Annotated in this window: 27 protein-coding genes; 11 read left to right on the forward strand and 16 right to left on the reverse strand. The window is 64.8% G+C overall.

The features are described 5' to 3' along the window. Window positions 1–21 precede the first annotated feature (21 nt). The gene (locus E1809_RS06450) at window positions 22–1494 is read left to right on the forward strand and encodes an amino acid permease (RefSeq protein ID WP_133203399.1); all 1473 of its coding nucleotides are present in this window, start codon (window positions 22–24) and stop codon (window positions 1492–1494) included. Window positions 1495–1668: 174 nt separating this feature from the next. Continuing rightward, on the forward strand, window positions 1669–2304 hold the full coding sequence (locus E1809_RS06455; RefSeq protein WP_133203400.1) for a LysE family translocator: 636 nt from the start codon (window positions 1669–1671) through the stop codon (window positions 2302–2304). 3 nt (window positions 2305–2307) lie between these two features. Here the strand turns inward: E1809_RS06455 and E1809_RS27040 are convergent, their stop codons facing one another. After that, window positions 2308–2943: a hypothetical protein gene (locus E1809_RS27040; protein ID WP_205754115.1), complete on the reverse strand. Its 636-nt coding sequence runs from the start codon at window positions 2941–2943 to the stop codon at window positions 2308–2310. A 617-nt stretch (window positions 2944–3560) separates the two neighbouring features. On the opposite strand from E1809_RS27040, the gene E1809_RS06465 reads away from it, so the two are divergent. Both E1809_RS06465 and E1809_RS06470 read left to right on the forward strand, forming a co-directional pair. Then, window positions 3561–3842 carry a hypothetical protein gene (locus E1809_RS06465; RefSeq protein ID WP_133203401.1) on the forward strand — a complete coding sequence of 94 codons (282 nt, stop codon included), beginning with the start codon at window positions 3561–3563 and terminating at the stop codon, window positions 3840–3842. Window positions 3843–3844: 2 nt separating this feature from the next. Then, window positions 3845–4069 (forward strand): helix-turn-helix domain-containing protein, encoded by a 225-nt coding sequence (locus tag E1809_RS06470; RefSeq protein ID WP_133203520.1) that lies wholly within the window; start codon window positions 3845–3847, stop codon window positions 4067–4069. Between the two features lie 3 nt (window positions 4070–4072). Here the strand turns inward: E1809_RS06470 and E1809_RS06475 are convergent, their stop codons facing one another. The 3 genes from E1809_RS06475 to E1809_RS06485 all read right to left on the reverse strand — a co-directional run bounded on the left by E1809_RS06475 (window position 4073) and on the right by E1809_RS06485 (window position 7479). Then, window positions 4073–5215, reverse strand: coding sequence for a GGDEF domain-containing protein (locus E1809_RS06475; protein ID WP_133203402.1), 1143 nt, complete (start codon window positions 5213–5215; stop codon window positions 4073–4075). 123 nt (window positions 5216–5338) lie between these two features. Beyond that, entirely contained in the window at window positions 5339–6082 is a 744-nt protein-coding gene (locus tag E1809_RS06480; RefSeq protein WP_133203403.1) for a 3-hydroxybutyrate dehydrogenase, read from the reverse strand. Then, window positions 6079–7479, reverse strand: coding sequence for an MFS transporter (locus E1809_RS06485; protein ID WP_133203404.1), 1401 nt, complete (start codon window positions 7477–7479; stop codon window positions 6079–6081). The genes E1809_RS06480 and E1809_RS06485 overlap by 4 nt, the downstream gene beginning before the upstream one ends. 129 nt (window positions 7480–7608) lie before the next feature. Here E1809_RS06485 and E1809_RS06490 point away from each other — a divergent pair, with 129 nt between their 5' ends. Further along, entirely contained in the window at window positions 7609–8505 is an 897-nt protein-coding gene (locus E1809_RS06490; protein ID WP_133203405.1) for a LysR family transcriptional regulator, read from the forward strand. A 49-nt stretch (window positions 8506–8554) separates the two neighbouring features. On the opposite strand, the gene E1809_RS06495 is transcribed toward E1809_RS06490, so the two are convergent. The 3 genes from E1809_RS06495 to E1809_RS06505 form a co-directional block, all read right to left on the reverse strand. Then, on the reverse strand, window positions 8555–9445 hold the full coding sequence (locus tag E1809_RS06495; protein WP_133203406.1) for a spermidine synthase: 891 nt from the start codon (window positions 9443–9445) through the stop codon (window positions 8555–8557). A gap of 115 nt (window positions 9446–9560) precedes the next feature. Beyond that, complete coding sequence (locus tag E1809_RS06500) at window positions 9561–10244, reverse strand: O-methyltransferase (RefSeq protein ID WP_133203407.1); 684 nt, start codon at window positions 10242–10244, stop codon at window positions 9561–9563. A 56-nt stretch (window positions 10245–10300) separates the two neighbouring features. After that, window positions 10301–10642, reverse strand: a complete 342-nt coding sequence (locus E1809_RS06505) for a thiamine-binding protein (protein ID WP_133203408.1) — start codon at window positions 10640–10642, stop codon at window positions 10301–10303. A gap of 70 nt (window positions 10643–10712) precedes the next feature. On the opposite strand from E1809_RS06505, the gene E1809_RS06510 reads away from it, so the two are divergent. Further along, window positions 10713–11330 carry a TetR/AcrR family transcriptional regulator gene (locus E1809_RS06510; RefSeq protein ID WP_133203521.1) on the forward strand — a complete coding sequence of 206 codons (618 nt, stop codon included), beginning with the start codon at window positions 10713–10715 and terminating at the stop codon, window positions 11328–11330. 4 nt (window positions 11331–11334) lie between these two features. Here E1809_RS06510 and E1809_RS06515 read toward each other — a convergent pair whose 3' ends face one another. From E1809_RS06515 to E1809_RS06525, 3 genes are read right to left on the reverse strand one after another with little or no spacing between them, the layout of a single operon-like run. Next, window positions 11335–11646 carry an AzlD domain-containing protein gene (locus E1809_RS06515; RefSeq protein WP_133203409.1) on the reverse strand — a complete coding sequence of 104 codons (312 nt, stop codon included), beginning with the start codon at window positions 11644–11646 and terminating at the stop codon, window positions 11335–11337. After that, window positions 11643–12425 carry an AzlC family ABC transporter permease gene (locus E1809_RS06520; RefSeq protein WP_133203410.1) on the reverse strand — a complete coding sequence of 261 codons (783 nt, stop codon included), beginning with the start codon at window positions 12423–12425 and terminating at the stop codon, window positions 11643–11645. Before E1809_RS06520 ends, E1809_RS06515 begins: the two co-directional genes overlap by 4 nt. Next, window positions 12422–12877, reverse strand: coding sequence for a DoxX family protein (locus E1809_RS06525; protein WP_133203411.1), 456 nt, complete (start codon window positions 12875–12877; stop codon window positions 12422–12424). Before E1809_RS06525 ends, E1809_RS06520 begins: the two co-directional genes overlap by 4 nt. A gap of 162 nt (window positions 12878–13039) precedes the next feature. Between E1809_RS06525 and E1809_RS06530 the strand changes: the two genes are divergently transcribed. Then, window positions 13040–13777 (forward strand): fumarylacetoacetate hydrolase family protein, encoded by a 738-nt coding sequence (locus E1809_RS06530; RefSeq protein ID WP_133203412.1) that lies wholly within the window; start codon window positions 13040–13042, stop codon window positions 13775–13777. Window positions 13778–13812: 35 nt separating this feature from the next. Here E1809_RS06530 and E1809_RS06535 read toward each other — a convergent pair whose 3' ends face one another. Continuing rightward, window positions 13813–14700, reverse strand: coding sequence for a glycerophosphodiester phosphodiesterase (locus E1809_RS06535; protein ID WP_133203522.1), 888 nt, complete (start codon window positions 14698–14700; stop codon window positions 13813–13815). 200 nt (window positions 14701–14900) lie between these two features. Here E1809_RS06535 and E1809_RS06540 point away from each other — a divergent pair, with 200 nt between their 5' ends. Further along, entirely contained in the window at window positions 14901–16106 is a 1206-nt protein-coding gene (locus tag E1809_RS06540; protein WP_374102675.1) for a DUF445 domain-containing protein, read from the forward strand. Window positions 16107–16251: 145 nt separating this feature from the next. On the opposite strand, the gene E1809_RS06545 is transcribed toward E1809_RS06540, so the two are convergent. From E1809_RS06545 to E1809_RS06560, 4 genes are read right to left on the reverse strand one after another with little or no spacing between them, the layout of a single operon-like run. Continuing rightward, window positions 16252–17142, reverse strand: a complete 891-nt coding sequence (locus tag E1809_RS06545) for a 5-oxoprolinase subunit C family protein (protein WP_133203414.1) — start codon at window positions 17140–17142, stop codon at window positions 16252–16254. After that, window positions 17142–17762: a 5-oxoprolinase subunit PxpB gene (gene pxpB, locus E1809_RS06550; protein WP_235835482.1), complete on the reverse strand. Its 621-nt coding sequence runs from the start codon at window positions 17760–17762 to the stop codon at window positions 17142–17144. The genes E1809_RS06545 and pxpB overlap by 1 nt, the downstream gene beginning before the upstream one ends. Window positions 17763–17809: 47 nt before the next feature. Further along, window positions 17810–18559, reverse strand: a complete 750-nt coding sequence (locus E1809_RS06555) for a LamB/YcsF family protein (RefSeq protein ID WP_133203416.1) — start codon at window positions 18557–18559, stop codon at window positions 17810–17812. Beyond that, complete coding sequence (locus tag E1809_RS06560) at window positions 18559–19347, reverse strand: hypothetical protein (protein ID WP_133203417.1); 789 nt, start codon at window positions 19345–19347, stop codon at window positions 18559–18561. Before E1809_RS06560 ends, E1809_RS06555 begins: the two co-directional genes overlap by 1 nt. Window positions 19348–19479: 132 nt before the next feature. Between E1809_RS06560 and E1809_RS26585 the strand changes: the two genes are divergently transcribed. The 3 genes from E1809_RS26585 to E1809_RS06570 are packed head-to-tail and all read left to right on the forward strand — an operon-like array spanning window position 19480 to window position 21668. Beyond that, window positions 19480–19623: a hypothetical protein gene (locus E1809_RS26585; RefSeq protein ID WP_165962228.1), complete on the forward strand. Its 144-nt coding sequence runs from the start codon at window positions 19480–19482 to the stop codon at window positions 19621–19623. 16 nt (window positions 19624–19639) lie between these two features. Further along, a complete protein-coding gene (locus E1809_RS06565; RefSeq protein ID WP_133203418.1) occupies window positions 19640–20392 on the forward strand; it encodes a DNA alkylation repair protein in 753 nt (250 codons plus the stop codon). Window positions 20393–20429: 37 nt separating this feature from the next. Next, window positions 20430–21668: a macrolide family glycosyltransferase gene (locus E1809_RS06570; protein ID WP_133203419.1), complete on the forward strand. Its 1239-nt coding sequence runs from the start codon at window positions 20430–20432 to the stop codon at window positions 21666–21668. Between the two features lie 9 nt (window positions 21669–21677). Here E1809_RS06570 and E1809_RS06575 read toward each other — a convergent pair whose 3' ends face one another. Continuing rightward, window positions 21678–23003: a hypothetical protein gene (locus E1809_RS06575; RefSeq protein ID WP_133203420.1), complete on the reverse strand. Its 1326-nt coding sequence runs from the start codon at window positions 23001–23003 to the stop codon at window positions 21678–21680. Window positions 23004–23030 lie beyond the last annotated feature (27 nt).

Genomic DNA, 23030 nt, shown 5'->3' on the forward strand with positions numbered 1-23030 from the left:
AATGACGAGAAGGTATTTCGCATGCAGCAAACCCCAACAGCCGTCCGGACAACGGCTACCAAAGACGCTGAAGGCGCCGTATCAAGCGTCCTCAGCCGCGGACTCAATGTCCGCCACATCCGTTTCATGGCCCTCGGATCCGCCATTGGCACAGGCCTGTTCTACGGTTCGGCCTCTGCCATCCAGAAGGCCGGCCCGGCCGTCCTCTTCGCGTACATCATTGGCGGCGCGGCAGTGTTCATGGTGATGCGGGCCCTCGGCGAAATGGCAGTCCGCCACCCGGTTTCCGGCTCGTTCGGCCAATACGCCAGCCGTTATCTTGGCCCGCTGGCTGGCTTTGTCACCGGGTGGACCTACGTCTTCGAAATGGCCATCGTCGCGATTGCCGACGTCACCGCGTTCAGTATTTATATGGGGTTCTGGTTCCCCCAGGTTGACCGATGGATCTGGGTCCTGGCGATCATCCTGGTCCTAGGCGCCATGAACCTGCTAAGCGTCAAGGTCTTCGGAGAGCTCGAGTTCTGGTTCTCGCTCGTCAAGGTGGTGGCGATCATCGCCATGATTGCCGGCGGCGCGGCGATCATTGTGTTCGGATTCCACACGGCCGACGCCAGCGCGGCACCCAGCGTGGGCAACCTCGTCACCCATGGCGGCTTGTTCCCCAACGGTTTCGAAGGGCTCCTGGCCTCGTTCGCCGTCGTGATGTTCGCGTTCGGCGGGATCGAGACGATCGGCATCACCGCCGGCGAAGCCGCCGACCCCAAGAAGGTCCTTCCCAAGGCCGTGAACACGGTCCCCGTGCGTGTCCTGCTCTTCTACGTCCTGACGCTCGCGGTGCTCATGAGCCTCTTCCCCTGGAACGAGATCGGCAACAACGGCAGCCCGTTCGTGCAGATCTTCAGCGGCCTCGGGATCCCGGCGGCACCCCACATCCTGAATGCCGTGGTGATCACTTCGGCTTTGTCGGCGATCAACAGCGACATCTTCGGAGCCGGGCGCATCCTCTTCGGACTTTCGCAGCAGGGACATGCTCCCAAGAGCTTCGGCAAGGTTTCACGACACGGCGTTCCGTGGATGACCGTGGTCCTCATGGGAGGCATCCTCTTGGTAGGCGTCGTGCTCAATGCCGTGATCCCGGAGAACGTGTTCCTGGTCATCGCTTCCATTGCCACGTTCGCGACCGTCTGGGTGTGGGTCATGATCCTCGCTTCCCATGTCGCCATGAAACGTGAGATCAAGCGCAAGGGACTCCCGGCGTCGGAATTCGCTTCGCCCTGGTGGCCCGCCGCGTCCGTGCTGACCATCGCTTTCATGGCACTCGTCATCACGATCCTCGGAGTCTTCGATGACACACGTGTAGCCCTCTACGTGGGCGCGGTATGGCTCGTGCTCCTGGTTGTGGCGTACAAGCTGTGGGTCCGCGGCAATGGGCGCGTGCGCGCGGAACTCGTTGACGAGACCTCGTCGCTCCCGGTGGTCGAGGCACGTTCTTAAAGACAGCTGTTCCTGACCTCCTTTGACCAGACCCCGACGGCGGAGCGGCGTTGGGGTTCGGCGTGTCGGACGTCCGCGGATCCAAAGAAGGTCAGGAACAGAGCCACACCGGGTGGACGGCGGGCTCTGTCGTCACCATCTGGACGACCGCCAAGGCCCGGAATACCATCAGGCCTGGTCCCGATCACCAGCCTTTTGGCCTTCGCCTTGACGGCGTTCGTCCTGATTGTCATTCCCGGCCCCAGCGTCCTCTTCGTGATCGGCCGGTCACTCGCCCTCGGCCGTATCGGCGGACTCTTGAGCGTCTTGGGAAACGCCTTGGGGATGGGTCCGCAGGTGGTCGCTGTCGCGTTGGGACTTGGGGCGGTCTTGGCACAGTCGGTGGTGGCATTCACGGCAATCAAATTCTGCGGCGCTGCGTACTTGGTCTACCTGGGCATCCAAGCGATCCGCCACCGCAACAGCGGCGCGGCGGCCGAGCGCACGCCGCCGACCCGATCAGCCTGGAGACTGGTCCGCGAAGGGTTCCTTGTGGGTGCGAGCAACCCCAAGTCAATCGTCTTCTTCGTTGCGGTGCTGCCCCAATTCGTGGACTACTCGGCCGGCAGCATTCCGTTGCAGCTTGCCGAGCTAGGAACGGTTTTCCTGGTGATCGCGCTCCTATCGGACAGTGTCTGGGCCCTCGCGGCGGGCACCGCCCGGGAATGGTTTGCCCGTTCGCCGCGCCGGATCTCCACGTTGGGCGCCACCGGCGGGGTCATGATGATCGGGCTCGGCGGAACGCTGGCGCTGACGGGCACCAAGTCCTAACAGTCAGCCGACCGGCAGCCAATCCACCTTGGTACCCGTGTCGTAGACGCGGCACACGCGCTGACCTTCCTGGGTTGGGCCGTCAACGAGCTTCGTGGTGGTGTTCATCAGGATGTCGTGGGCGGGTAGGCCGGACGTCCCGGTTGATGCCACTGGCGCTCCGGCGAACGAGATGGAAACAACCGTGAACGGCCTGGGGACGACCGTTCCGGAGACCACTGATGAACTCGCGGCGTCAGCTTGGAGCCGTGCCGTGCAGCTGTCCTCGATGTGCTGAAGCTGCGCCGCGGTCAGTCCCCCGGCACCGGGAGCGGGGGCCGGGGCTGCGGGGGCCGCTGGGGCCGGCGCGGGCGCGGCCGCCGTCGCTGCGGGTGCGGGGGCTGCGGGTGCAGCGGGAGCGGCGCTAGGCGCTGCCGAAGGGCTTGACGCGGCAGGACTTGCGGGCGCTGCGGAAGGCGTACCTGGCGCCGCAGATGACGACTTGGCTGGGCTCGGGGCGGCTGCGCTTGCCGTTGCCGATGGTGGCGCCGCAGCCTCGGAGTGCGAGGCCACTTGCGAGGCGTTGAGGGTGATCGCCCCGGCCAGGCCCACCGCAACCACGCCCCCAACGACGATTCCTGCTTTTGCCGCTCGTTTCATTGTTCCTACTCACTTCCTGACCATTGCCCGGCTCCCGCCGTGCTTTCCCCTTGTAAAGCTCCCCTCCCCTGCAGCGCCGTCCTGCCGCGCCCGGTTACAGAACCGGTGCCTTCCTGCCGGGCGCAGCTGCCGAAAAGGTCCGGACCACAGGAAAGACGACGACGGCGGCACGCGCCCGCCGTCGTACGCGTGCCGAGTCTCCCGAGGGGAATCAGACCGGAAAAGTTCATTAATCAACCCCATCTGGCCGCGGCACGGAACCGCAGGGACACGTAGGACAGGGCCACCGAGCAGCCCCAGAAACTGACGGATATTTTCGTCACGACGTGTCGGCAGCAACACCTTGTCCCCGCTTTGGAGGGGCGCGCGGGCCGGAGCGCTGCCGAACGCCGCGATGCATCGAGCGTAAATTCCGCGGCCCCGCGCGGGCATGCGTGGCGCCTACCCGTCTTTTCCATGCACTACTCGGATCACCACTTGCCGGCTCTCGGACACGTCCGAGTGGTAGCGCGAGTGGCACGAGTGGCGCTTGTTGGAGAACGGGTGGGAGGCACTCCTGTGCTGGATGTGATACGTGCCTACCGTGGGGCTCATAGGAACTGCGAAGGAGTGGCTCTATGTTTGATCCCAAACGAAGGCACACCATGCGCGAAGGCGGACGGCACTACGTTCTGGCCGGCCGGCTCCAGCGGGTGTTTGCCCGTGCAGCTGAACAAGCCAAATCTGCGTCGTCACCGTTCAAGGTTGGCGATTACGTGAGCGGCGACGATCCTTTCAATGGCAGCCGGGAGGGCGTCGTGGCCGTGGTCAACGGCTCCTCCATCGGCCTGCGAACCAGCGCTCCCGGTGGAGGAGCGGTGGTCTACTACGACTACAGGCAACTCAGGAGGCCATGGTGACTATGGGAGCCGCCGGTATTCCAGCTTCACGATTCATGACCATCGCCGAGGTGGCCGAGGCTCTGCGGGTTTCCAAGATGACGGTGTACCGCCTGGTAAATTCGCACGCCATCCAGGCCGTCCGCTTCGGACGTTCGTACCGCGTCCCGGAATCGGCTGTGGAGGACTACATCGAACACGCCACGGTGGATCCGGAACACCACCACGACGACGGGTCCGGCCAGTAACCGTTAACCCGCCGCGCGGACCGCGCGATTCCGTCCGAGGGACTTTGCTTTATACAGGGCTTCATCGGCCGCGGCGATGATGTCCACCAGTTCGGAATCGGCAACCGTACTGGTGGCGATTCCATAACTCACGGTGGGAAACGTGATCCCGTCCGGCGCTTTGGCGGATGCGAGGCGGCGGCTGATCTCCGACGCGGTCCTGACGGCGCTGTCCGCGTCCGCGCCGGGGAGGAGGATGGTGAATTCCTCTCCCCCGTACCGGCAGACGATGTCCGTGCGGCGCACCGAGGCCTGGCACGCGGCGGCGAACGCCTGGATGGCGATGTCCCCTGCCGCGTGGCCGTGCCTGTCATTGAGGTCCTTGAAGTTGTCGAGGTCCGCGAGGATCAGGGTGGTCACAGAATCCATGGCGTCCTGCCGCTGGATCTCCTGTGCCGCGCGCTCCATGAATGCCGTGCGGTTGAACAGCCCGGTCAGGCCGTCCCTCGTGGCCCGCTCGTTGAGCGAATTAATGAGCTGCTCATTGCTCAACCCGGTCATGCTGTAAGACACGGTAACCAAGAGCACGATGGTGATCACGCACGTGGTTGCCGGACTAAAGAACGTGTTGAACTCCGGACCGTCGGGCCCTTCGGCCAGGTAAACGAAGGAACGGCACAAGTAATACGCGCCGAGGAATCCGGCGGCGAGGGCCAACGGCCGGTTGACCTTTGAATCCCGCGGCCGGAAAAGCCACAATTCCCGGGTGGCCAAGCCCAGGCCAACCCCCATCATGGCCAAATACACGAAGCCCCCGGACCAGGCGTTCGAGGCAGGATTTTCCACCGCCGACGCCACAGCCGTCACAACCGGCCCCGCGACAAGGACCCAAAGCGGTGCGCGGAGCAACCTCAACGAACGCGAGCCGGACCACACGCTCATAGCCCCGGCCACGAGCAAGCCGTTCCCGAGCGGATCGGCCCAGACCTGCTGCGGTGTGCCGGTCAGGAGGTACGCGGCGTTCCCGCCCAAGAGGAAAACGAGGGCGAGGCACCACCAGCCGCTGTACGGGGACTTGGTGTGGCGGTACGAACCAAAGAACAGCAGGCACAAGGTAAGCGTCACAATGCCCAGCGCTATCTTGAGACTGATCGGATCGAGCACCATCTTCGTTCCCCCTCGGCACGAGTCCAGCGTGAGGGATCCGGGAAACCCTGCCCGGAAACCATTAGTTAACAGGTTACCGGGCAGGGGTCCGGCGCGGCCGGGAATGGTGAACGAAATGTGGCGTCAGCGGGCGGACCAGCCGCCATCCATCGTGTAACTGGCCCCGGTGACCATTCCGGCGTCGTCGGACGCTATCCAGGCAGCCAGCGACGCCACTTCCGCCGGCTCCACGAGGCGCTTCACCGCGGACTCGGTCAGCATGACTTTCGCCAGGACTTCCGCCTCAGGGATTCCGTGCAGCAAGGCCTGGTCGGCGATCTGCTTCTCGACGAGTGGCGTGCGCACATAGCCGGGATTGATGCAGTTGGACGTCACCCCGCGCGGTCCGCCTTCGAGCGCGGTCACCTTGCTGAGGCCTTCGAGCCCGTGCTTGGCCGAAACGTAGGCGCTCTTGAAGGCCGAAGCCCGCAATCCGTGGACGGAGGAGATGTTGATGATCCGCCCAAACCCATTCGCGTACATGTGCGGCAGCGCGGCCCTGGTGAGGAGGAACGGAGCCTCAAGCATGAGGGTCATGATGCGGCGGAATTCCGCCGGTTCGAATTCCTCGATCGGTGCGACCTTCTGGATCCCGGCGTTGTTGACCAGGATGTCGCAATCCAGGCTGAGCCCTGCCAAGGCGTCGGTGTCCAGCAAGTCGACCGCCCACGCGGTGCCGCCGATCCTGTCGGCGAGGGCCGCCGCTCCGGAGGCGTCGACGTCGGCCACCACCACTTTCGCGCCGCGCTGGGCGAGGGCCGTGGCACAGGCTGCCCCGATTCCGCTCGCTCCGCCGGTCACCAGTGCCTTGCGGCCTTCGAGCGTCATGCGCGCGCACCGGTGGGCAGGCCGTGGCGCTCGGCGTCGGCGTTGTCCACGTCCTCAAGCGCCACGCCTTTCGTCTCCTTGAGGGTCAAGACGACGACGGCGGTAATGGCGCACGCGACCACGAGGTAGATCGCGGTGGGGAGCCAGGATCCGGTGTCCTTGAGCCACTGGGTCGCCAGGAGCGGCGCCAGTGAACCGGCGAAGATCGATGTCACTTGGGAGCCGAGGGAGACGCCCGAATACCGCATGCGGGTGGGGAAGAGTTCGGTCATGATGGCCGGCTGGCCGGAGTACATAAAGGCGTGGAAGCACAAACCGATCGCGACGGCGGCCACGATCACGACGGCGTTCTTGGTGTCGAACATCGGGAACGCCATGAACGGCCATACCGCACCCGTGACGGCGCCGATGAGGTATACCGGCTTGCGGCCCCACGTATCCGCGAGCCTGCCGACCTGCGGGATGACGGCGAAATGGATCACGTGGGCAATGAGGAGCGCGAGGAGCAGGGATGAGGTGTCGTACTTGTCCACCGCCTTGAGGTAGACGATCGAGAAGCTCACCACCAGGTAGTACATGATGTTCTCGGCGAACCTCAGCCCCATGGCCTGCAGGATGCCCTTGGGGTACTTGCGCAGGACCTCCCCGACGCCGTAACTGACGGCCTGTTCCTTCTCCACCTGGGCTTTCGCTTCGAGGAAGATAGGCGCCTCGGTGACGTGGGTCCGGATGTAGTAGCCCACGAAGACGATGATGGCTGAGAGCCAGAAGGCCACGCGCCAGCCCCAGCCGAGGAAGGCCGCGCTGCTGAGGGTAGTGGACATGATGAAGAGGACCAGGGTGGCCAGGAGGTTGCCCACTGGAACGGCGGCTTGCGGCCAGCTGGACCAGAATCCACGCGACTGGTTGGGGCTGTGTTCCGCGACGAGGAGCACGGCACCGCCCCACTCGCCGCCCAGTGCGAAGCCTTGGATGAAGCGGAGCGCCACGAGCATGGCCGGAGCCCAGTACCCGACGTCGACGAAGCCAGGCAGGCAGCCCATCAGGAAGGTGGAAACCCCGACGATGACGATCGTGAGCTGAAGTGTGGGCTTGCGTCCGAGCTTGTCGCCGATCTGCCCGAAGACAATGCCGCCCAAAGGCCGCGCCACGAAGCCGACCGCGTAGGTCAGGAACGCCTGGATGATGCCGTCAAGGTCATTGCCTGTGGAGGGGAAGAAGTACTTGCCGAAAACCAGGGTGGCGGCGGTGGCGTAGAGGAAGAATTCGTACCATTCGACCACCGTGCCCACCATCGAAGCGGCGACGATTTTCTTGAGGCCTGCGCCTTTGCCGGGTGCTTGGCCTGCATTGCTTGCTTGGGCTGCTTTTCCCGTGGAGCGTTGTCCTACGCTCATGTCCATCTCCTTAGTGTCCACATCGACACGTGCTGTGATCCACAACACGAAATGCTCCCATGAGTATTGCTGCACAAATCGAGGCCTTCAATGGCCAAATCGGCACCAACTATGTGCAGAATTGCAGATATGAAGGCGAATCCCGACGACCTCCTCATCCTCCTCGCAGTCTCCCGTTCCGGAAAGTTCACGACGGCGGCCCAAGCCCTGGGCTTGAACCACACCACGGTTTCGCGAAGGATAGCCGCCCTGGAGAAAGCGCTCGGAGGCCGCGTCCTGGCACGCGCCGCGGGCGGCTGGGAAGTCACGGAACTGGGCGCCGAAGCCGTGGCGGTCGCCGAGCGGATCGAGGCTGCGGTGGGCACGCTGGGAGCCGAAGACCACGCGCCCGACCCCATTGCCGGCGTCGTACGCATGACCGCGACTGACGGTTTCAGCGCATATATCGCGGCACCTGCCGTGGCGCGCTTGCGGCGCATCCACCCCGGTCTCACCGTGGAGATCATCACGGTAACCCGCCGGGCACTCCAGCAGCGCTCCGGCCTGGACCTGGAGGTAGTGGTGGGCGAACCCCAGGTGCACCGGGCAGAAGCCGTCCTGCTGGGCGAGTACATGCTGGGAATGTATGCGTCGCGGGAGTATCTGGCCTTCCACGGGGTTCCGGGCACTGTGGAGGAATTGACGCGGCACCAGCTGGTCTACTTCGTGGACTCAATGCTCCAAGTGGACGATCTCGACGCTCCCCGCAGGCTGGTTCCCTCCATGCGTGACGGACTGAGTTCCACCAACGTCTTCGTCCACGTCGAAGCGACGCGCGCCGGGGCCGGGATCGGCTTCCTCCCGTGCTTCATGGCCGATCGGCACCCCGACCTCGTCCGCCTGTTGCCATCGGACTTCGCCGAGCTCCTCCCCTACTGGATGGTCCTCCGGCCCGACTCCGCCCGCCGCCCCGCGGTCGCCGCCGTCGTACAGGCACTGCAGGAGGAAACGGCCGCCCACCGCGAACTCCTGCTGGCCCGCCACTGACGCTCGCTCACATCCGGCCGCCATTCGAGCAACGCCCGCGCACTAAACCTCAGGCGGCAGGCTGGGGGTCGTGCCGGACGCGGGCGCCGACGGCGAATGCCCTCACCTGGGCGTCGTTCCAGATGTGCGCGGGAACCGCGCCGCCGAGGAGCTTCCGGGCCAGTTGGGGGTCGTCGCCAAAGGGTTCGTGGCTGCCCGCCATGATCATGTTGCCGTAGCGGCGGCCCTTGAGCATCGCGGGATCGGCGATGATCATGGTGTGCTCGAAGGTATCGGCGATAGTGGCGGCGTCGGCCCGGGCATTCTTGAGGTCGGGGGCGTCGCCCGAGTTGACGACGTAGAGGCCTCCAGGCGCCAACACCCGCTGCGCATGCTCATTGAATTCGCGCGTCGTGAGGGCCCTGGGAGTGTGGGCTCCTGCAAAGACGTCCCGGATGATGAGGTCGCGCGTGCCCGAGGTCAAGGTTTCAGTGACCGCACGTGCCTCGCCGACGCGGATGCGGAGCAACGGCGCTTTCGGAAGGTCGAACCAGCCCCGGACATACTCGGCCAGCTTACCGTCGAGCTCCACCACCACTTGGCGGGCCTCGGGATATGCGGCGTGGAAGTAGCGCGCCAAGGAACATGCTCCTCCGCCGAGGTGCAGGGCGCGCAACTTCGGCCGGAATTCCGGCGGCCATTTCGACTCGACCAGGGCCGCGATCCAGCGCATGTATTCGAAGTCGAGGAACAACGGCTCCGCCACGTCGATGTGCGAACTCATGACACCGTTGATCTTCAGGAGCCAACCGTTGGAATTATCCGGATCGGCAACGAGCTCGCAGTCGCCGGTGTCGATGTAGTAGACGCCCTCAACGGGGCCGCTCGGCGTAGTGCCTGCCGGCACCTCGATGACTCCGCCGAATTGCCCGGCGCCCCGGTTCCTGCCCCGTTTCCCCACTAGATTCGCCCCGACTCAATCATGCTTCAACCCTAGTTGACGCGCCCGCCACGGTCAGCGCTCCGGTCAGCCCGACGGCGGCGGGTCGGGTCGCCGTCGAACCCTCGCTAAGGAGTCACATAACCCGCGCTATCGCGAAGCCGTCCCATCCCTTGGATCCGACGGTTTGGATAGCCGTAGCGTCGAGGCGCGGATCTTTGCCCATCATCTCCAGCGCGTCCACGATCCCCGGAGCATTCACGTCGTCCATGGAAGTTTCCAGGATGGCGCCTTCCCAAATGACGTTGTCCAGCACAATCACGGTTCCCGGTTTACCCAGCCGAATGGCCCACTCCAGGTACTTGGAGTTGTTCTCCTTGTCGGCGTCAATGAACACGAAGTCGAACGGCTCGTCCTGCCCGGGATCTTCGGCAAGGGCTGCAAGTGTCTCCAGCGCCGGTCCAATGCGGATTTCCACCTTGTGTCCGATCCCGGCCATGTCCAGGTTCGTGCGGGCGATCCTGGCGTGCTCCGGCAAGTATTCGCACGTAAGCAAGCGGCCGTCGTCGGGCAGTCCTTGCGCCATCCAGATCGCGCTGAAGCCGGCCAGCGTGCCGATCTCCAACACGCGCCGCGCCCCGCTCATCTGCACGAGCATCTTGAGCAGCTTCCCGGCGTTGGGCGCCACCTCGATGGGCGGCAGGCCGGCGTCGAGCGCGGATTGGACCGCGTGCGTGAGCGCAGCGTTGGGGCGTACGACGGCGTCGGACAAGTATTGCTCGACGTCCAGCCAGGCGGGCAGTGCCTTGTGTTCAACCATGGCCCAAGTCTGGCACCGGGCCACGGCGGAAGGAAGGGATGGGTCCGCCCGGCGCCCTAGCCCTTTTCGGCGATCGCGTTTTCCAGGCGCTCAACCTTGCCCGTGAGTTCGCCCGTGTATCCGGGGCGGATATCGGCCTTGATCACCAGGGAAACCCGGCTCCCGAACTTGCCGACGGCCTCGGTGGCGCGCTTAACGACGTCGAACACCTCATCCCATTCGCCTTCGATCGTGGTGAACATCGAGTCCGTCTGGTTCGGCAGTCCCGATTCGCGGACGATCTTCACGGCCTCGGCAACGGCGTCGTGCACTGAGCCATCGGCGGACGCGGAGCCATCAGTGGATGCGGAGCCGGCGGCGGGCTGGCCGGATGGGGCAACTGAGAAAGCAAGCAACATGAATCCAGTGTTTCACGGGCAAGAATGTCACAAAAGTGATGCAGGCCGCTCCGTTGCTACTGTGAGCAGCATGGACCGGCCCTTGGAACGCAAGCCACTTAGAGCTGATGCTGCGCGCAACGTGGATAAGATCATCACTGCCGCACGCCAGTGCTTCCGTGAGCTTGGCCCCGAAGTGCCGCTGCAGACGATTGCCACCACCGCCGGCGTCGGCCCAGCAACCCTCTTCCGCAACTTCGCCGACAAGGAACAGCTCGTCCTCGCCGCGCTTTCCCGGCAGCTCCGGCTCCACGTGGATCCTGTAGTGGCAGAGGCCCTCGCCGGGATGGACGCCGCCGTCGGGCTCATGAAGGTGATCGACGCCGTCGTGCAGGTCGCGAGCGAAGACGCGAACCTCCTTGGCGCCGTCGCCGGCCGCCGAGGACTCCTGGTGGGAATCACGGGCGGGCTCATTGAATCCATGGCCGAACTGTTGGAACGCGGCCAAGGACAGGGTTCGCTGCGCCGCGACATCACCATCGAGGACATGATCCGGCTGGTCGCCATGCTGATCGGAGCCGTGGACACGATGGAGCCGGGATCGCGGGCGTGGGAACGGCCGGTCGCACTCCTCGAAGACGCCATCCGCACCGAAAAGCCGCAGCGCCCCCTGCCTGCCCAGACCCCGATCCCGGGAATGACCTTCTAGAAAATCAGTGCCAGCCGAGCAGGCGAAGGCAAGCCGCGGCCGCCGCACCGACGATCACCACCACGAGGAACGGCGCCCGCAGCCACAGGGCTACGGCTCCCGCGGCCAAGGCTCCGAGCCGGGCGTCGAAGGCAAGGGCCTGGCCGGACGCCACGGCATTGACCACTGTCAGGGACGCCAGGAGCCCGATTGTCATGGTTCCGGCGACGCGCATCATGCGGGGACTCCGGAGCAGCTTCGCCGGGACGAAATAGCCGGAAAGCTTGGTCAGGTAGGCCAAGCCGCAGGCGATCAGGATCCACCACCACATGCTCATTCGGCGCTCCCGTCGTCGCGCGAATGGATTTCGTCCGAATGGCTGTCGCGCGAATGGCTGTCGTGCGAATGGCTGTGGGGGTAGGGGTCCACGTCGGGTTCCATGCCTTCATCGCTTCGTCCATGGCTGAACCAGCCGATCCCGCCAGCCACGACGGCTGCCACCAGGATGGGGACTCCCGACGGAACGAACGGGATCGCGACGATCGTTGCCAGCGCGGCTGCCGTAGCGATCGCCCAGGGCTCACGGCCCTTGAGTCGTGGCCACAGCAGGGCCAGGAACGCGGCGACGGCGGCGCCGTCGAGCCCCCATCGCTTGGGGTCGCCCAGCGCGTCGCCCGCCAGTGCACCGACCGCCGTGAAGATGTTCCACAGGACAAAGATCCCGACGCCGGCCGTCCAGAAACCGCGTCGCTGCTCGGCCGGGTCGCTCTGTCCGGAGGCCGTGGCCGTCGATTCATCGATGGTGACTTGGGCCTGCGGGTACTTGAGCCAGCCGGAAGGGCGCAGCATGGCATTCATTTGCATCCCGTAAATGCCGTTGCGCAGGCCGAGCAAGGCCGCGGTCGTCATCGCGGCTATTCCGGACCCGCCGCCGGCAACCACGCCGATGAAGGCGAACTGCGAGCCGCCGCTGAACATGAGCAAGCTGAACGCCATGGTCTGCCAGAAAGTGAAACCGGAGGCCGAGGCCAGCGCCCCGAACGACACCCCATAGAGCCCCGTTGCGATGCTGATCGACAGACCGACCCGAACCGCCGGGGAATCGAGCAGTTTCACGCCTTTTTCGTCCCGGCAGCCAGGCTCCAGGCCCACAAGATCAAGGGAAGCTGCAAGGGCAGCCTGGCCGTGTGGATCCGTCGTTCGGACACAGTTCCACCAGGGGCATAGGCCCGGCGCAGGGCGTCGACGTGGCCGGCCAGGAAGGTGGTGAACATGAGGGCGGCGCCGCCCGCGGCTGCCTTGCGGGTGGCCGGAAGGAGGAGCCCGACGGCGGCAATCACCTCAAGCAGACCGCTCGCCGCGATCCACTCCTCCCGTGACATGACGGCGAAGGTGCCGTTCCGCGGAGAAGTCCCGGGTCCGCCGTCGTTCCTGCACAGGTAGTCCGGGACCACCGGGGCGAAGAACTCCGGTTGCTTGAAGTGTTTCCGGGCGCTGGCGAACAACAGCGCGCTCATGGCCGCCGCGGAAAGTGCCTGTGTTGTCCGCGCTGACCAGGAAAAGAGCATGTACTCATGCAATCACAGCCTCAACGGCGGCGGTAACCGGACGGCATTCTGAGCGAATGGATCCGTGTCACATCCGTTCAGAATATTGGACCGCGTTCAGCATGGTGTAAATTCTCCCATATCCAATCAACGCCGCTTGGCGGAATTCACTGAGGAGTCCCAATGCGCATCGCCCGCCTACAAACAGCTTCCGGACCGCAACACGCAGTGCTCCGTAACGGAACGTGGGACCACATCAAAGATCCCTTCGCCGAAGTCCTTGCCTTCACCGGGGAAACTACGGCCGAGCGCAATGCCGTGTTCCTCGCCCCGGTCAGGCCCTCGCTCGTTATTGGAATCGGACACAACCTGGGCAACAACAACCATGTCCTTCCCATCCAGGCCTGGCACAAGTCCGCGCACACGGTCGCCGGTCCGGGCGATGAAATCGTCGCAGTGCGCGGCGTCGGCGTCGTGAACGTCGAAGGTGAACTGGCCGCCGTCGTCGGAAAGCGCGCGGAAAAGCTCACGCCCGGGAACGCCCTCAGCCACGTCCTGGGTTACACCGTGGTAAACGACGTCACCAATGTGGACCAAAACCAGATCGACGAAAAGCTGTTCCAAGGAAAGTCCGGAACCAACTACACCCCGCTCGGCCCGTGGATCGAAACCGAGGTCGAAGACCCGGACAACGTCAGCACGGAAGTGGCGGTCAACGGAGAGGTCATGGCCAAGTCCGGCTCCTTCAACCTTCCCTCCTCCGTCACCGACTGCCTTGTGTACGTCACGCAATGGCTGACCCTCGAACCGGGAGACATTGTGATGACGGGAGCTCCAAATACGTTCGTCGCCGTACAGCCGGGCGACCGCGTCGACATCACGCTCGAAGGCATCGGAACCCTGAGCAATACGGTGGTGTAGCCGGGGGCGCCGGGGTCTGGCTGGCCCGTCGCCCGTCAGAGCTGGGCTAGCACCTGCGCCGGTTTGTTGGTGGTGATCTCGTGGATACCCAGTCCTTGGCACAGGGCAACATCCGTCTCCGAATCGACGGTCCAGACACGGAAGCGCCGACCTGATTCGAGCCAACGCTGCACGGTGCGGGCATGCTTGCGGAGGTAGTCGATACCAGGGCCAGCCAGTCCCACTTCGCAATCGTCCAGGATCCGTTCGCCTTCCAGCTGAGCGGCCTTCATCACGTTGGCGACCGCGCCGCCGGTGATTGCTCCCAGCCCGAATTCGTCGCGGATTTCCTCGATCGAGACGTCGTCCACGAGCTGGCAGATGTGTTCCGCGGGAACGAACTGCAACAAGTGCTTGACGGAGTCCGGGCTGAAACTCATGAACGAAACGTGGATGTTGTCCAAAGTGGACGTCTCCGCGTCCCAGCCCTCATCGGCGAGGAGTTCAAGCACGCGTTCCTCGAGCTTGAGCTGATACGGGCTCGGATGTTTGAGTTCGATGGCCAGGCCGATCTCCCTGCCGGCACTGCGAAGAATCTCCAACAGGTCCTTGAGCGTCAACAACTGGTCCGACTTGGCACCGAACTGCTCCGGGATCCGAGCACCTTTCCACGACGAGAAGTCGAGGTGCCGCAACTCGTCGAGGGTCCTTTCAGCGACGGGGCCGGTTCCATCCGAAGTGCGGTCCAGGTTCGCGTCGTGCAGCAGGATCACGTGTTGGTCCCGCGTCAGGTGGACGTCGCACTCAACTCCGTCGGCGCCGTCGGCGATTGCCTTCAGGTACGCAGCCCGCGTGTGCTCCGCAAATGCGGCGCTTGCGCCCCGGTGCGCGTAGACCTTGGGCCGCGGATTCTCTTCGGATGGGCTCGCCTCGTCGTTCATCATGGGGACACGGTAGCCCACGCCTTGATCTGCCACGGGGCTACGCTGGGCACATGCAGGTGAATTCTGAACAAATCCCGGCGACAGAAACTGACCGCCCGCTCGGAAGCACCCCGAATGGTGGCGCCGGGACCGCATCAACGGTTGCGGCCGCCGTCGGGCTCCGGAGCAGTGACGCCGAAAAGGCGGCTGCGCTGCGCCGGATGAAGTCAGTGGCGCTCGCGCTGCTCATCGTCATGGCGGTGGTTTTCACGGTGGCGTTCGCCCTGCAGAAGCAATACCCGTGGCTTGAATACGTGCGTGCCGCCGCTGAGGGTGGAATGGTTGGCGCGCTGGCCGACTGGTTCGCCGTCACCGCGCTGTTCAAGTACCCGATGGGCCTGAAAATCCCGCACACAGCCATCATTCCGCGGAGGAAAGACCAGATCGGCGCCTCGCTGGGGGAATTCGTGGAGACCAACTTCCTGTCCGAGCAAGTGGTTCAGGAAAAACTCGCCAGTGTTGATATCGCGAGGAAGGCGGGCAGGTGGCTCGCTACGCCGTCGGGATCGGAGCGGGTGGCCAAGGAAGGATCCGCGCTCATCCGCGGCGCGTTCACCGTGCTGAACGACGACGACGTCCAGGCTGTGATCGAAGGCATGGTCCGCAAGCACCTGCTCACTCCGCCGTGGGGACCTCCCGTGGGCCGCATGGCGGAGCGGATCTTCGCTGAAGGCCACCATCACAAGCTCGTGGACCTGCTCGTTGACCGCGCTGCGGATTGGGTGGACGCGAACCATTCGACAGTGAACCGGTTGGTGTCCGACCGTTCCCCGCTGTGGGTTCCTTCCTTCGTTGACGACATTGTGGGCGACAGGGTCTACAACGAGCTCGCCAAGTTCGTGCGGGCCGTACAGCGGGATCTCGAGCACCAGGTGCGCCGCTCCATCGATACCTACCTCAACGACCTCGCCCAGGACCTCCAACATGATCCGGCGATGATCGAGCGGGCCGAAAGCATCAAAGCCCAGATCCTCGGAGATCCCGAAGTCCGCGAACTGGCCTCCCGCACATGGGGCACCATCAAGAACGCGCTGCTCACCGCCGTCGACGATCCCCGCAGCGAATTGAGCCTCCGTTTCACGAGCGCCGTGCGGGACTTCGGCTCCCGCCTGGTCAACGACGACGAACTTGCCGGCAAGGTCAACACCTGGATCGGCGATGCCGCGGGGTACCTCGTCAAGACTTACCGTTCTGAGATCGCAGGCGTCATCACCGACACCGTTGCGCGCTGGGACGCAGAGGAAACGTCGCAGAAAATCGAACTCCAAGTGGGCAAGGACCTGCAATACATCCGCATCAACGGCACGGTGGTGGGTTCACTCGCGGGCCTGCTGATTTTCACGGTGGCGCACCTGGTGTTCGGCTAGGCGGCCCTCCCTTGGGAGCATGCTCATTGCTCGACACTTAGAAGGGACATGCGCCGCGCTCAACCCAAGGAATGCGCAAAACGCCAATATGCCCACTCCTCAAAGCCAACACCGAGCATGCGCCGCGGGACACCGCCGAAACCCCTCACCCCACAAACCGAATCCTTTGTCCAGGTCGCGCCTGGCCCAGCACATCCAGGTCGGCTCGGCGGACCACTGCGATGACGGGGTACCCTCCCGTCACAGGATGGTCCGCGAGGAACACCGTGGGAAGGCCCGACGGCGGCACTTGCAGTGCGCCGAGCACCATGCCTTCGCTGGGTAGATCCTCGGTCCGGGTTTGCTTGAGCGGGCGGCCCACCAGTCGTGCGCCGATCCTGTTCGAGTCGGCCGACAAAGTCCAGCCTTGAGTGACGAGTTGGCGCCACGAGTCGTGGTCGAACCAGTCGGCGCGGGGTCCACGGTCGACGCGCACGGTGATCGCGCGGGCGGGGTCGGGGGCCCGGCGGATGGCGGGGACGGCCAGCGGGCCGGTCACCAAGTCAGAGCCGGCCCCCAACTCCGGGCCGCCCCCTAAGTCAGAGCCAATGCCCAAGTGGTCGCCCGATGCCAGCGGCGCCGGCCCCTCACCGGAGAGCATGTCCGTGCTACGCGAACCCAGCAACCGCGGCGCATCGATCCCGCCTTGCACTGCCAGGTAATAGCGCAGCCCGAACAATGGAACAGCGAAATCGAGGACCGCCCCCGGTGCCACCGGAACGGCTTGGTTGAGCGGGATTTCGGCGCCGTTGAGGGTCACGCTTCCCTCGGCACCAGCCACCGCGACGTACGACGCCGTCACGAACCTCAAGCGCAGTCCGCCCAGCAGGATTTCCAGGCCCGCCGCCGTCGCCGGGTTCCCCACCAAGGCATTGGCGAGGCGCAACGATTGGCGGTCGAGGGCTCCGGACGGGCTGAGTCCCAGGGCCGCCCAGCCCTGCCTGCCGAGGTCTTCCACGAGCGTCAGCGGACCGGGATTCACCACCACGATGCCCATCAGGCCTCCACGAACCGCACGGTATCGCCCGGCCGGATCAGCGCCGGGTGGGCCTTCGACGCATCCCACAGTGCCGCCGTCGTACTCCCGATCAATTGCCAGCCGCCGGGCGAGGAGCGCGGATAGATGCCGCTGAATTCGCCGGCGAGCCCCACCGATCCGGCGGGGACAGCGGTGCGAGGAGTGTTGCGGCGCGGGACCCGGAGGCCCTCGTGGGTCGTGACCAGGTAGACGAATCCGGGTGCGAAGCCGGAAAAGGCGGCCGTCCATTCCGACGCCGTGTGAAGCCTGACCAATTCCGCCTCGCTCAGCCCGAGGTACTGCGCCGTCTCGGCGAGGTCCGGGCCACCATAGGTGACCTCGATGCGCACCTCCCGTCCGGAGCCGACGACGGCGGCAGCCGGCTGCGCGGTCTCCAGCCAGTCCCTAACTTCGGCCGGCGTGATGAGCCCGGGGTCGAAGGTGACCAGGACAGTGCGGGCGGCCGGGACGACGTCGATGATGCCCTGAGGAATGGACATGTCCCCCGGGAAACCCGTGAGGCCGCGATAATAAGCCACCACCGCCGATAACTCGGGCAGTTCCACGAGGAACGCACTGTCCCCGCACGGCAGCAGCACCCGGCTAGGCAAGGATGCACCGCCGCCATGAACCCCCGGAGCCACTGTCAGGCGAACGACGCAATCTCCACACCCGCCTCCTCGAGCCCCGCGCGCACCGCGGCTGCCAGCTCGACGGCGCCCGGGGTATCACCGTGGATGCACAAGGAATCGGGCTTCACGCGCACCACGGTCCCGTCGATAGCGAGGACCTCGCCCCGGACCGCAAAGCGCACTGCCCGCTCAACCACCGCGTCGGCGTCGTGCACTACCGCGCCTTCCTGCGAGCGCGGCACGAGCGTCCCGTCCGGCAGGTAGCCGCGATCAACGAAGGCTTCGCGGAAGACCGGATGGCCGGCTTCGCTGGCGAGCCGCAGGAACGCGGAACCGGGCAGCCCGAGGACTGGGAGCCCGGGATCGTAGGCCTGGATGGCGGCGACTACGGCTTCGGCTTGGTCGGAGTCGTGGACGATCCTGTTGTAGAGGGCGCCGTGCGGCTTCACGTAGTCCACGGAGGCACCCACAGCGTGGGCCATGCCGTCGAGGGCGCCCAGTTGGTAGAGGACGTCCCCGAACAGCTCATCGAAGGACATGTCCATTGAACGCCGGCCAAATCCGTGCAGGTCGCGGTATCCAACGTGGGCGCCGACCCTGACGTCGAGCTCGTAGGCGCCGCGGCAGCTGTCGAGCATCGTGACGGGGTCTCCGGCGTGGAAGCCGCAAGCGACGTTCGCGCTGCTCACGATCCGCAGGATCGAGGCGTCGTCGCCCATGGTCCAGGAGCCGAACGACTCGCCCAAATCAGCGTTGAGATCCACTATTTTCCGCCTTTCAGGGCGTTTTGGCGGGCGCCTGGAACCAGCTCGCCCGGGATGGTGTCCGGCATGGGACCGAATGCTTCTTTCGCGGATGCCGCCACGGCACGCCCCATTATGAGGTTGCCCGCTCCCCCGACGACGGCACCCACCCCGAACGGCAGCGCGCGGCCAATCAGGGCACTTCCTTGGCGCTTGACGAGCCGTTTGAGGAAGGCGCGCTGGATGGCCTCGCGGATAACGCCGAAACCACCGCCGGGGATCTTTTTCGTGAGCGTTTTGCCCCAGGCCTGGGTCACGCCTTTGCCTTTGCCGAGCGTTTGTCCGCTGAGGGAGCCCAGCAGGGCGGTGCCTTCTTCGCCGAGCATGATGGCCATCACCAGTGTCCGCGCCCGTTCCGGGTCCGTGAGGTGGATTGCGTGCAGTTCGGCCAGGGAGGCTGCGTAGAGGGCGGTCGCTTCCAGGAATCCGATGGTGGCGACGGCGGACAGGCCCAGCGACGCTGCGGTGCCGATCCCGGGCACGACGGCGGTCGCCCCGACGGCGGCGCCCCCGCCGGTGACTGCGGCGAGGTAGTCGCGCTCGAGTTTGGCGGCCAGCTCGCCGGCCGTGGCCTGCGGGTACTTGCGTTGCAGCCGGCGCAGGTTGGCGAGGACCAGCGGACGTTGGACCTCGACCGCGCGAAGCAGGACATTGTGGACCCCGGGCTTGGGATTGCCGTGGGCGTCGAACATGGCGTTATGGGCGGTTTCCTGGGCAATTTTCATTGCCGCGTTGTGTCGTTTGGCCATTCTTCACCTCTGCATTCGGCCGGGGAATTTCGTATCGTGTTCCTTCGCCTAGCCTAGGCCACACGCTGCTTCCCCGGCGTAGACTGTAGGCGTTCACGGGAGCAGTCCAACGAAGGACAGGAAGTATCCGGAATGAAGAAGCCAGACGAGCCGAACGACCTCCGCCACCACAGTGATTCCCCCGCAGAAGGGGAAACGGAAGGCTGGGTTCCCCATGACACCGGCCTTCATAGCCAGGAACCCGCGGAAGGGCCGGATACCGACGATTCCGAATAAACAGCGCTAGGCCAGCATGATCCTGGGCGTAGAGATGGTTGCGCGCCGGGTACTGGCTCCGGAAGACACCGAGCCAGGGCATTTGGTGGCACGTGTTCTCGATGAACTTCGTGCCTTGGAGAAACACGACGCCGCAAGTATCCGCGCTTTGCGGCGCCGGATTTCCGCGGAGATCGCGACGGCGGAAGCCGGCGTGGTCTTCGATCTCGCCGAAGGGTTGATTCAAGAAGGATTCGACTGGGAAGGCTGGGAATTCATCAACTCCCACGGGGCCGCCTTCGCGGGCCTGACGCGTGCCCGCCTGGAAAAACTGGGCGAATGCATCGGAACGTGGGCGCAAGCGGATGCGTTCGCCACGATCTTGGCCGGCCCGGCGTGGCGCGAGGGGCTCATCTCGAATGCCGACGTCGACAACTGGGCGCGCAGCCCGGACCACTGGTGGCGACGCATAGCGCTCGTGTCCACCACGATCCTCAATACCCGATCGCGATGGGGAACCGGCGATACACAACGGACACTCGCCGTCGTCGGTCTCCTTATCAACGATCGCGACGAGACCGTCATCAAGGCCGTCAGTTGGGCGCTGCGTTCCTTGGTGCCTTGGGATCCGCGGGCCGTGCGGACCTTCCTCGAAGCGCACGAGGGTGAGCTGGCTGCCCGTGTGAAACGTGAGGTCCGGACGAAGCTTGAGACCGGATTGAAGTCTCGCCGGCGCAGCGTCCACAGTGAGGCGTCAGTCCATAGCAACTCCGAAACCGCTGCCTCGTAATTGTTCCCTCTGGCTCGCCCGATTGAGGAGGGCTGTCATGCATATCGCTTTTGTCTGCTTGCCTGCCGCAGGCCACGTCAATCCAACGTTGCCGGTGGTCGCGGAATTGGTCCGGCGCGGCCATCGGGTCACGTATGCGACGTCAGACAAGTATGCCAAGGCCGTCGAAGCCACGGGGGCCGGGTTCTTCCGCAGCGGGAAGGACCTGTCCGCCTGGTTCCCCCGGCGTGCGCACCCCGCCGACGGCGATTCGTCACCGATGACGGGCATGTTCGCGGGATTCGCGGCAGGCGGCCTGGCGGCTTTGCTGGACCGCATCCTCGAAGGCGCGCGGGAGGAGTTTCCCGCGCTCCTCAACCGGCTCGCCGAAGATCCGCCTGCCGCGATCTGCTACGACGCCATGACTTTGTCCGGGAAGATGGCCGCCGCGAAGCTTGGCCTTCCTGACGTCGCGTTGCTTCCGACATATGCCAACAACGAGCACTTCTCGATGCGGCAACTCATGCCCGGACCACCGCCGAAGGGAATGGTGGAGGCGTGGAAGAAGATCGGCCAACTGATCCATGATTTCGCCGCCGAACAAGGGGTGGGCCACCTGAAGTTCATGGGCGGACCCCCGGCTTCGCTGAACATTTCCTTCATTCCCAGGGAGTTCCAGCCAGCCGGGGAGACTTTCGATGGCAGCTTCCACTTCGTGGGTCCGTGCCTCGGCGAAAGGACCGACGACGCCGCGTGGCAGCCTCGTGTGTCGGAGGTGCCGTTACTGTTCGTTTCGCTGGGTACGACGCCGTTGAACGACCAGCCTGATTTCTTCAGGAAGTGCCTCCAGGCTTTCGCCGACCTTCCGTTGCAAGTGGCCATGGCTGTGGGCGAGCGCATTGATATGTCCGAGCTGGGATCACTTCCGGACAACGTGGAGGTACGGCCGTTCTTTCCGCAGTTGGAGGTGCTGCGCCACGCCAACGCCTTCCTCTCGCACACAGGGATGAACTCGACCATGGAGGCCCTGTACTACGCGGTGCCCATTGCGGCCTACCCGCTGCAACCCGAGCAGGAAGCGAACGCCCGGCGTGTGGAGGACCTCGGCCTCGGACGCCGCCTCCCGCGTGAAGGGCTCACCCCCGAGCTCATTCGGCAGACCGTTCTCGAGGTCAGCAGCGATCCCGTTGTTCGTGGCAATCTCGACGCCATGAGCCAACGGATCCGCGGTTCCGGGGGCGCCCCGGCCGCCGCGGACGCGATCGAAGGGTACCTAGCGTCATCGACTGCTGCGTAATCAGGCGAGTTACTTAAGCAACTGGCAGGGCACGCTGACGCCCTTGACGATCCATCCTGTTGGAGCAATCGGCACGATCGTCACGGGTCCGGCATTTGACGGTGCGCATGCCTGTCGGGCTTGGGGCAGGAAGTCAGCCCAAACTGGCCCGAACTCGCGGCCAACGCTGACTGGGAAGAAATAGACCAGCATCAGCACGGTCATAACGCTGATCGTTGCTGCCCTTCCCGTGCGCCCAACGACCTCCCCCAGGAGCGGCAGCAGAGCCAGCAGGAACATGGACGGCACCACCGCGTATCGCCCGAGGTGCACTCCGGCCCAGTCGGATTCATTAAATCCGGCGTAGTCGAAGAAGTCAGTGAAGTTCAGTGCCACTGCGGCGCAAGCGGCCACGATCGAGCCACCGAGGAGGGCGCATGCCGTCACTCTTTCCCGCGAGCCTCCGCGCACCAGGATGACAACGAATCCCGCGAGAAAAACTGCAGCGGTCAATGCCACGGGCACCCAGCCGAAGCGGATCACAACGCGGGCCACCTGCCCGGCCGTTCCGAAAACCACGGCCGACGGGCCTTCGATGAACCAGGCATAGAACACCGAGAGCCAGTTTGCGGGCTGCGCATCCGGATTCGTGCGCGGGAAGCTCAGCGTGGTGAACACCTGTGCGCCCACCCCGACAAGAAGGGCAATCCGTGTGCCCCACAAGGTCTTGTCCCGAAGCCGGTACAGGTACAGCGGCAGGAACATTGCCGTCTGAATTTCCGTCAGGCCAACGAGCAAAGCCGCAACGGTCAGGATGATCCTTTCCACCCAGGTCCGGGTGCTCTTCAGCAGGAGCCAGGGCGCCAAGTACAGGAAGTACCAGTGCAGGTTGGCGAGGTTTCCAAGGGCTTCCTCAGGGCTCGCGGCAACCAAAATGGGAACCGCCGCGAATCCCAGCCTTGTCCACACGTTCTCGGACAGCGCTGACGAGCAATGGAAAACCAGGGCCGCGACGGCGCCGACAACCAAGCAGGCCGCCACCGTCACCGCGATCGCCCAGCCATCGATCGGGATCACTTTTACAACCAGCCACGCAATGCCGCGCGGCACAACGTGGAGGTATCCCTGGTAGGGGGAGAAAATGTTGCGAAGGCCGGCGTTCTTGAGCACGTCGTTGATGAAGACTCCGCCATCTTCAGCCCATAGCGTCCCGATAGCAGGGGCAGGGAGCCGCGCCAGCGACACCAAGGTTGAAACGATAACGATCAGCCCGTACGCAACAGGCGTTCGCCAGCCGCCAGCGGGAGCCGCGGCGGGAACGGAATGGGCGCGACGACGCGCAAGAGAAACAGCCAAAGAAGAGCCCCCATGGAAAATAGCAAA

Source organism: Arthrobacter terricola, assembly GCF_004354015.1.
Taxonomy (GTDB): Bacteria; Actinomycetota; Actinomycetes; order Actinomycetales; family Micrococcaceae; genus Arthrobacter; species Arthrobacter terricola.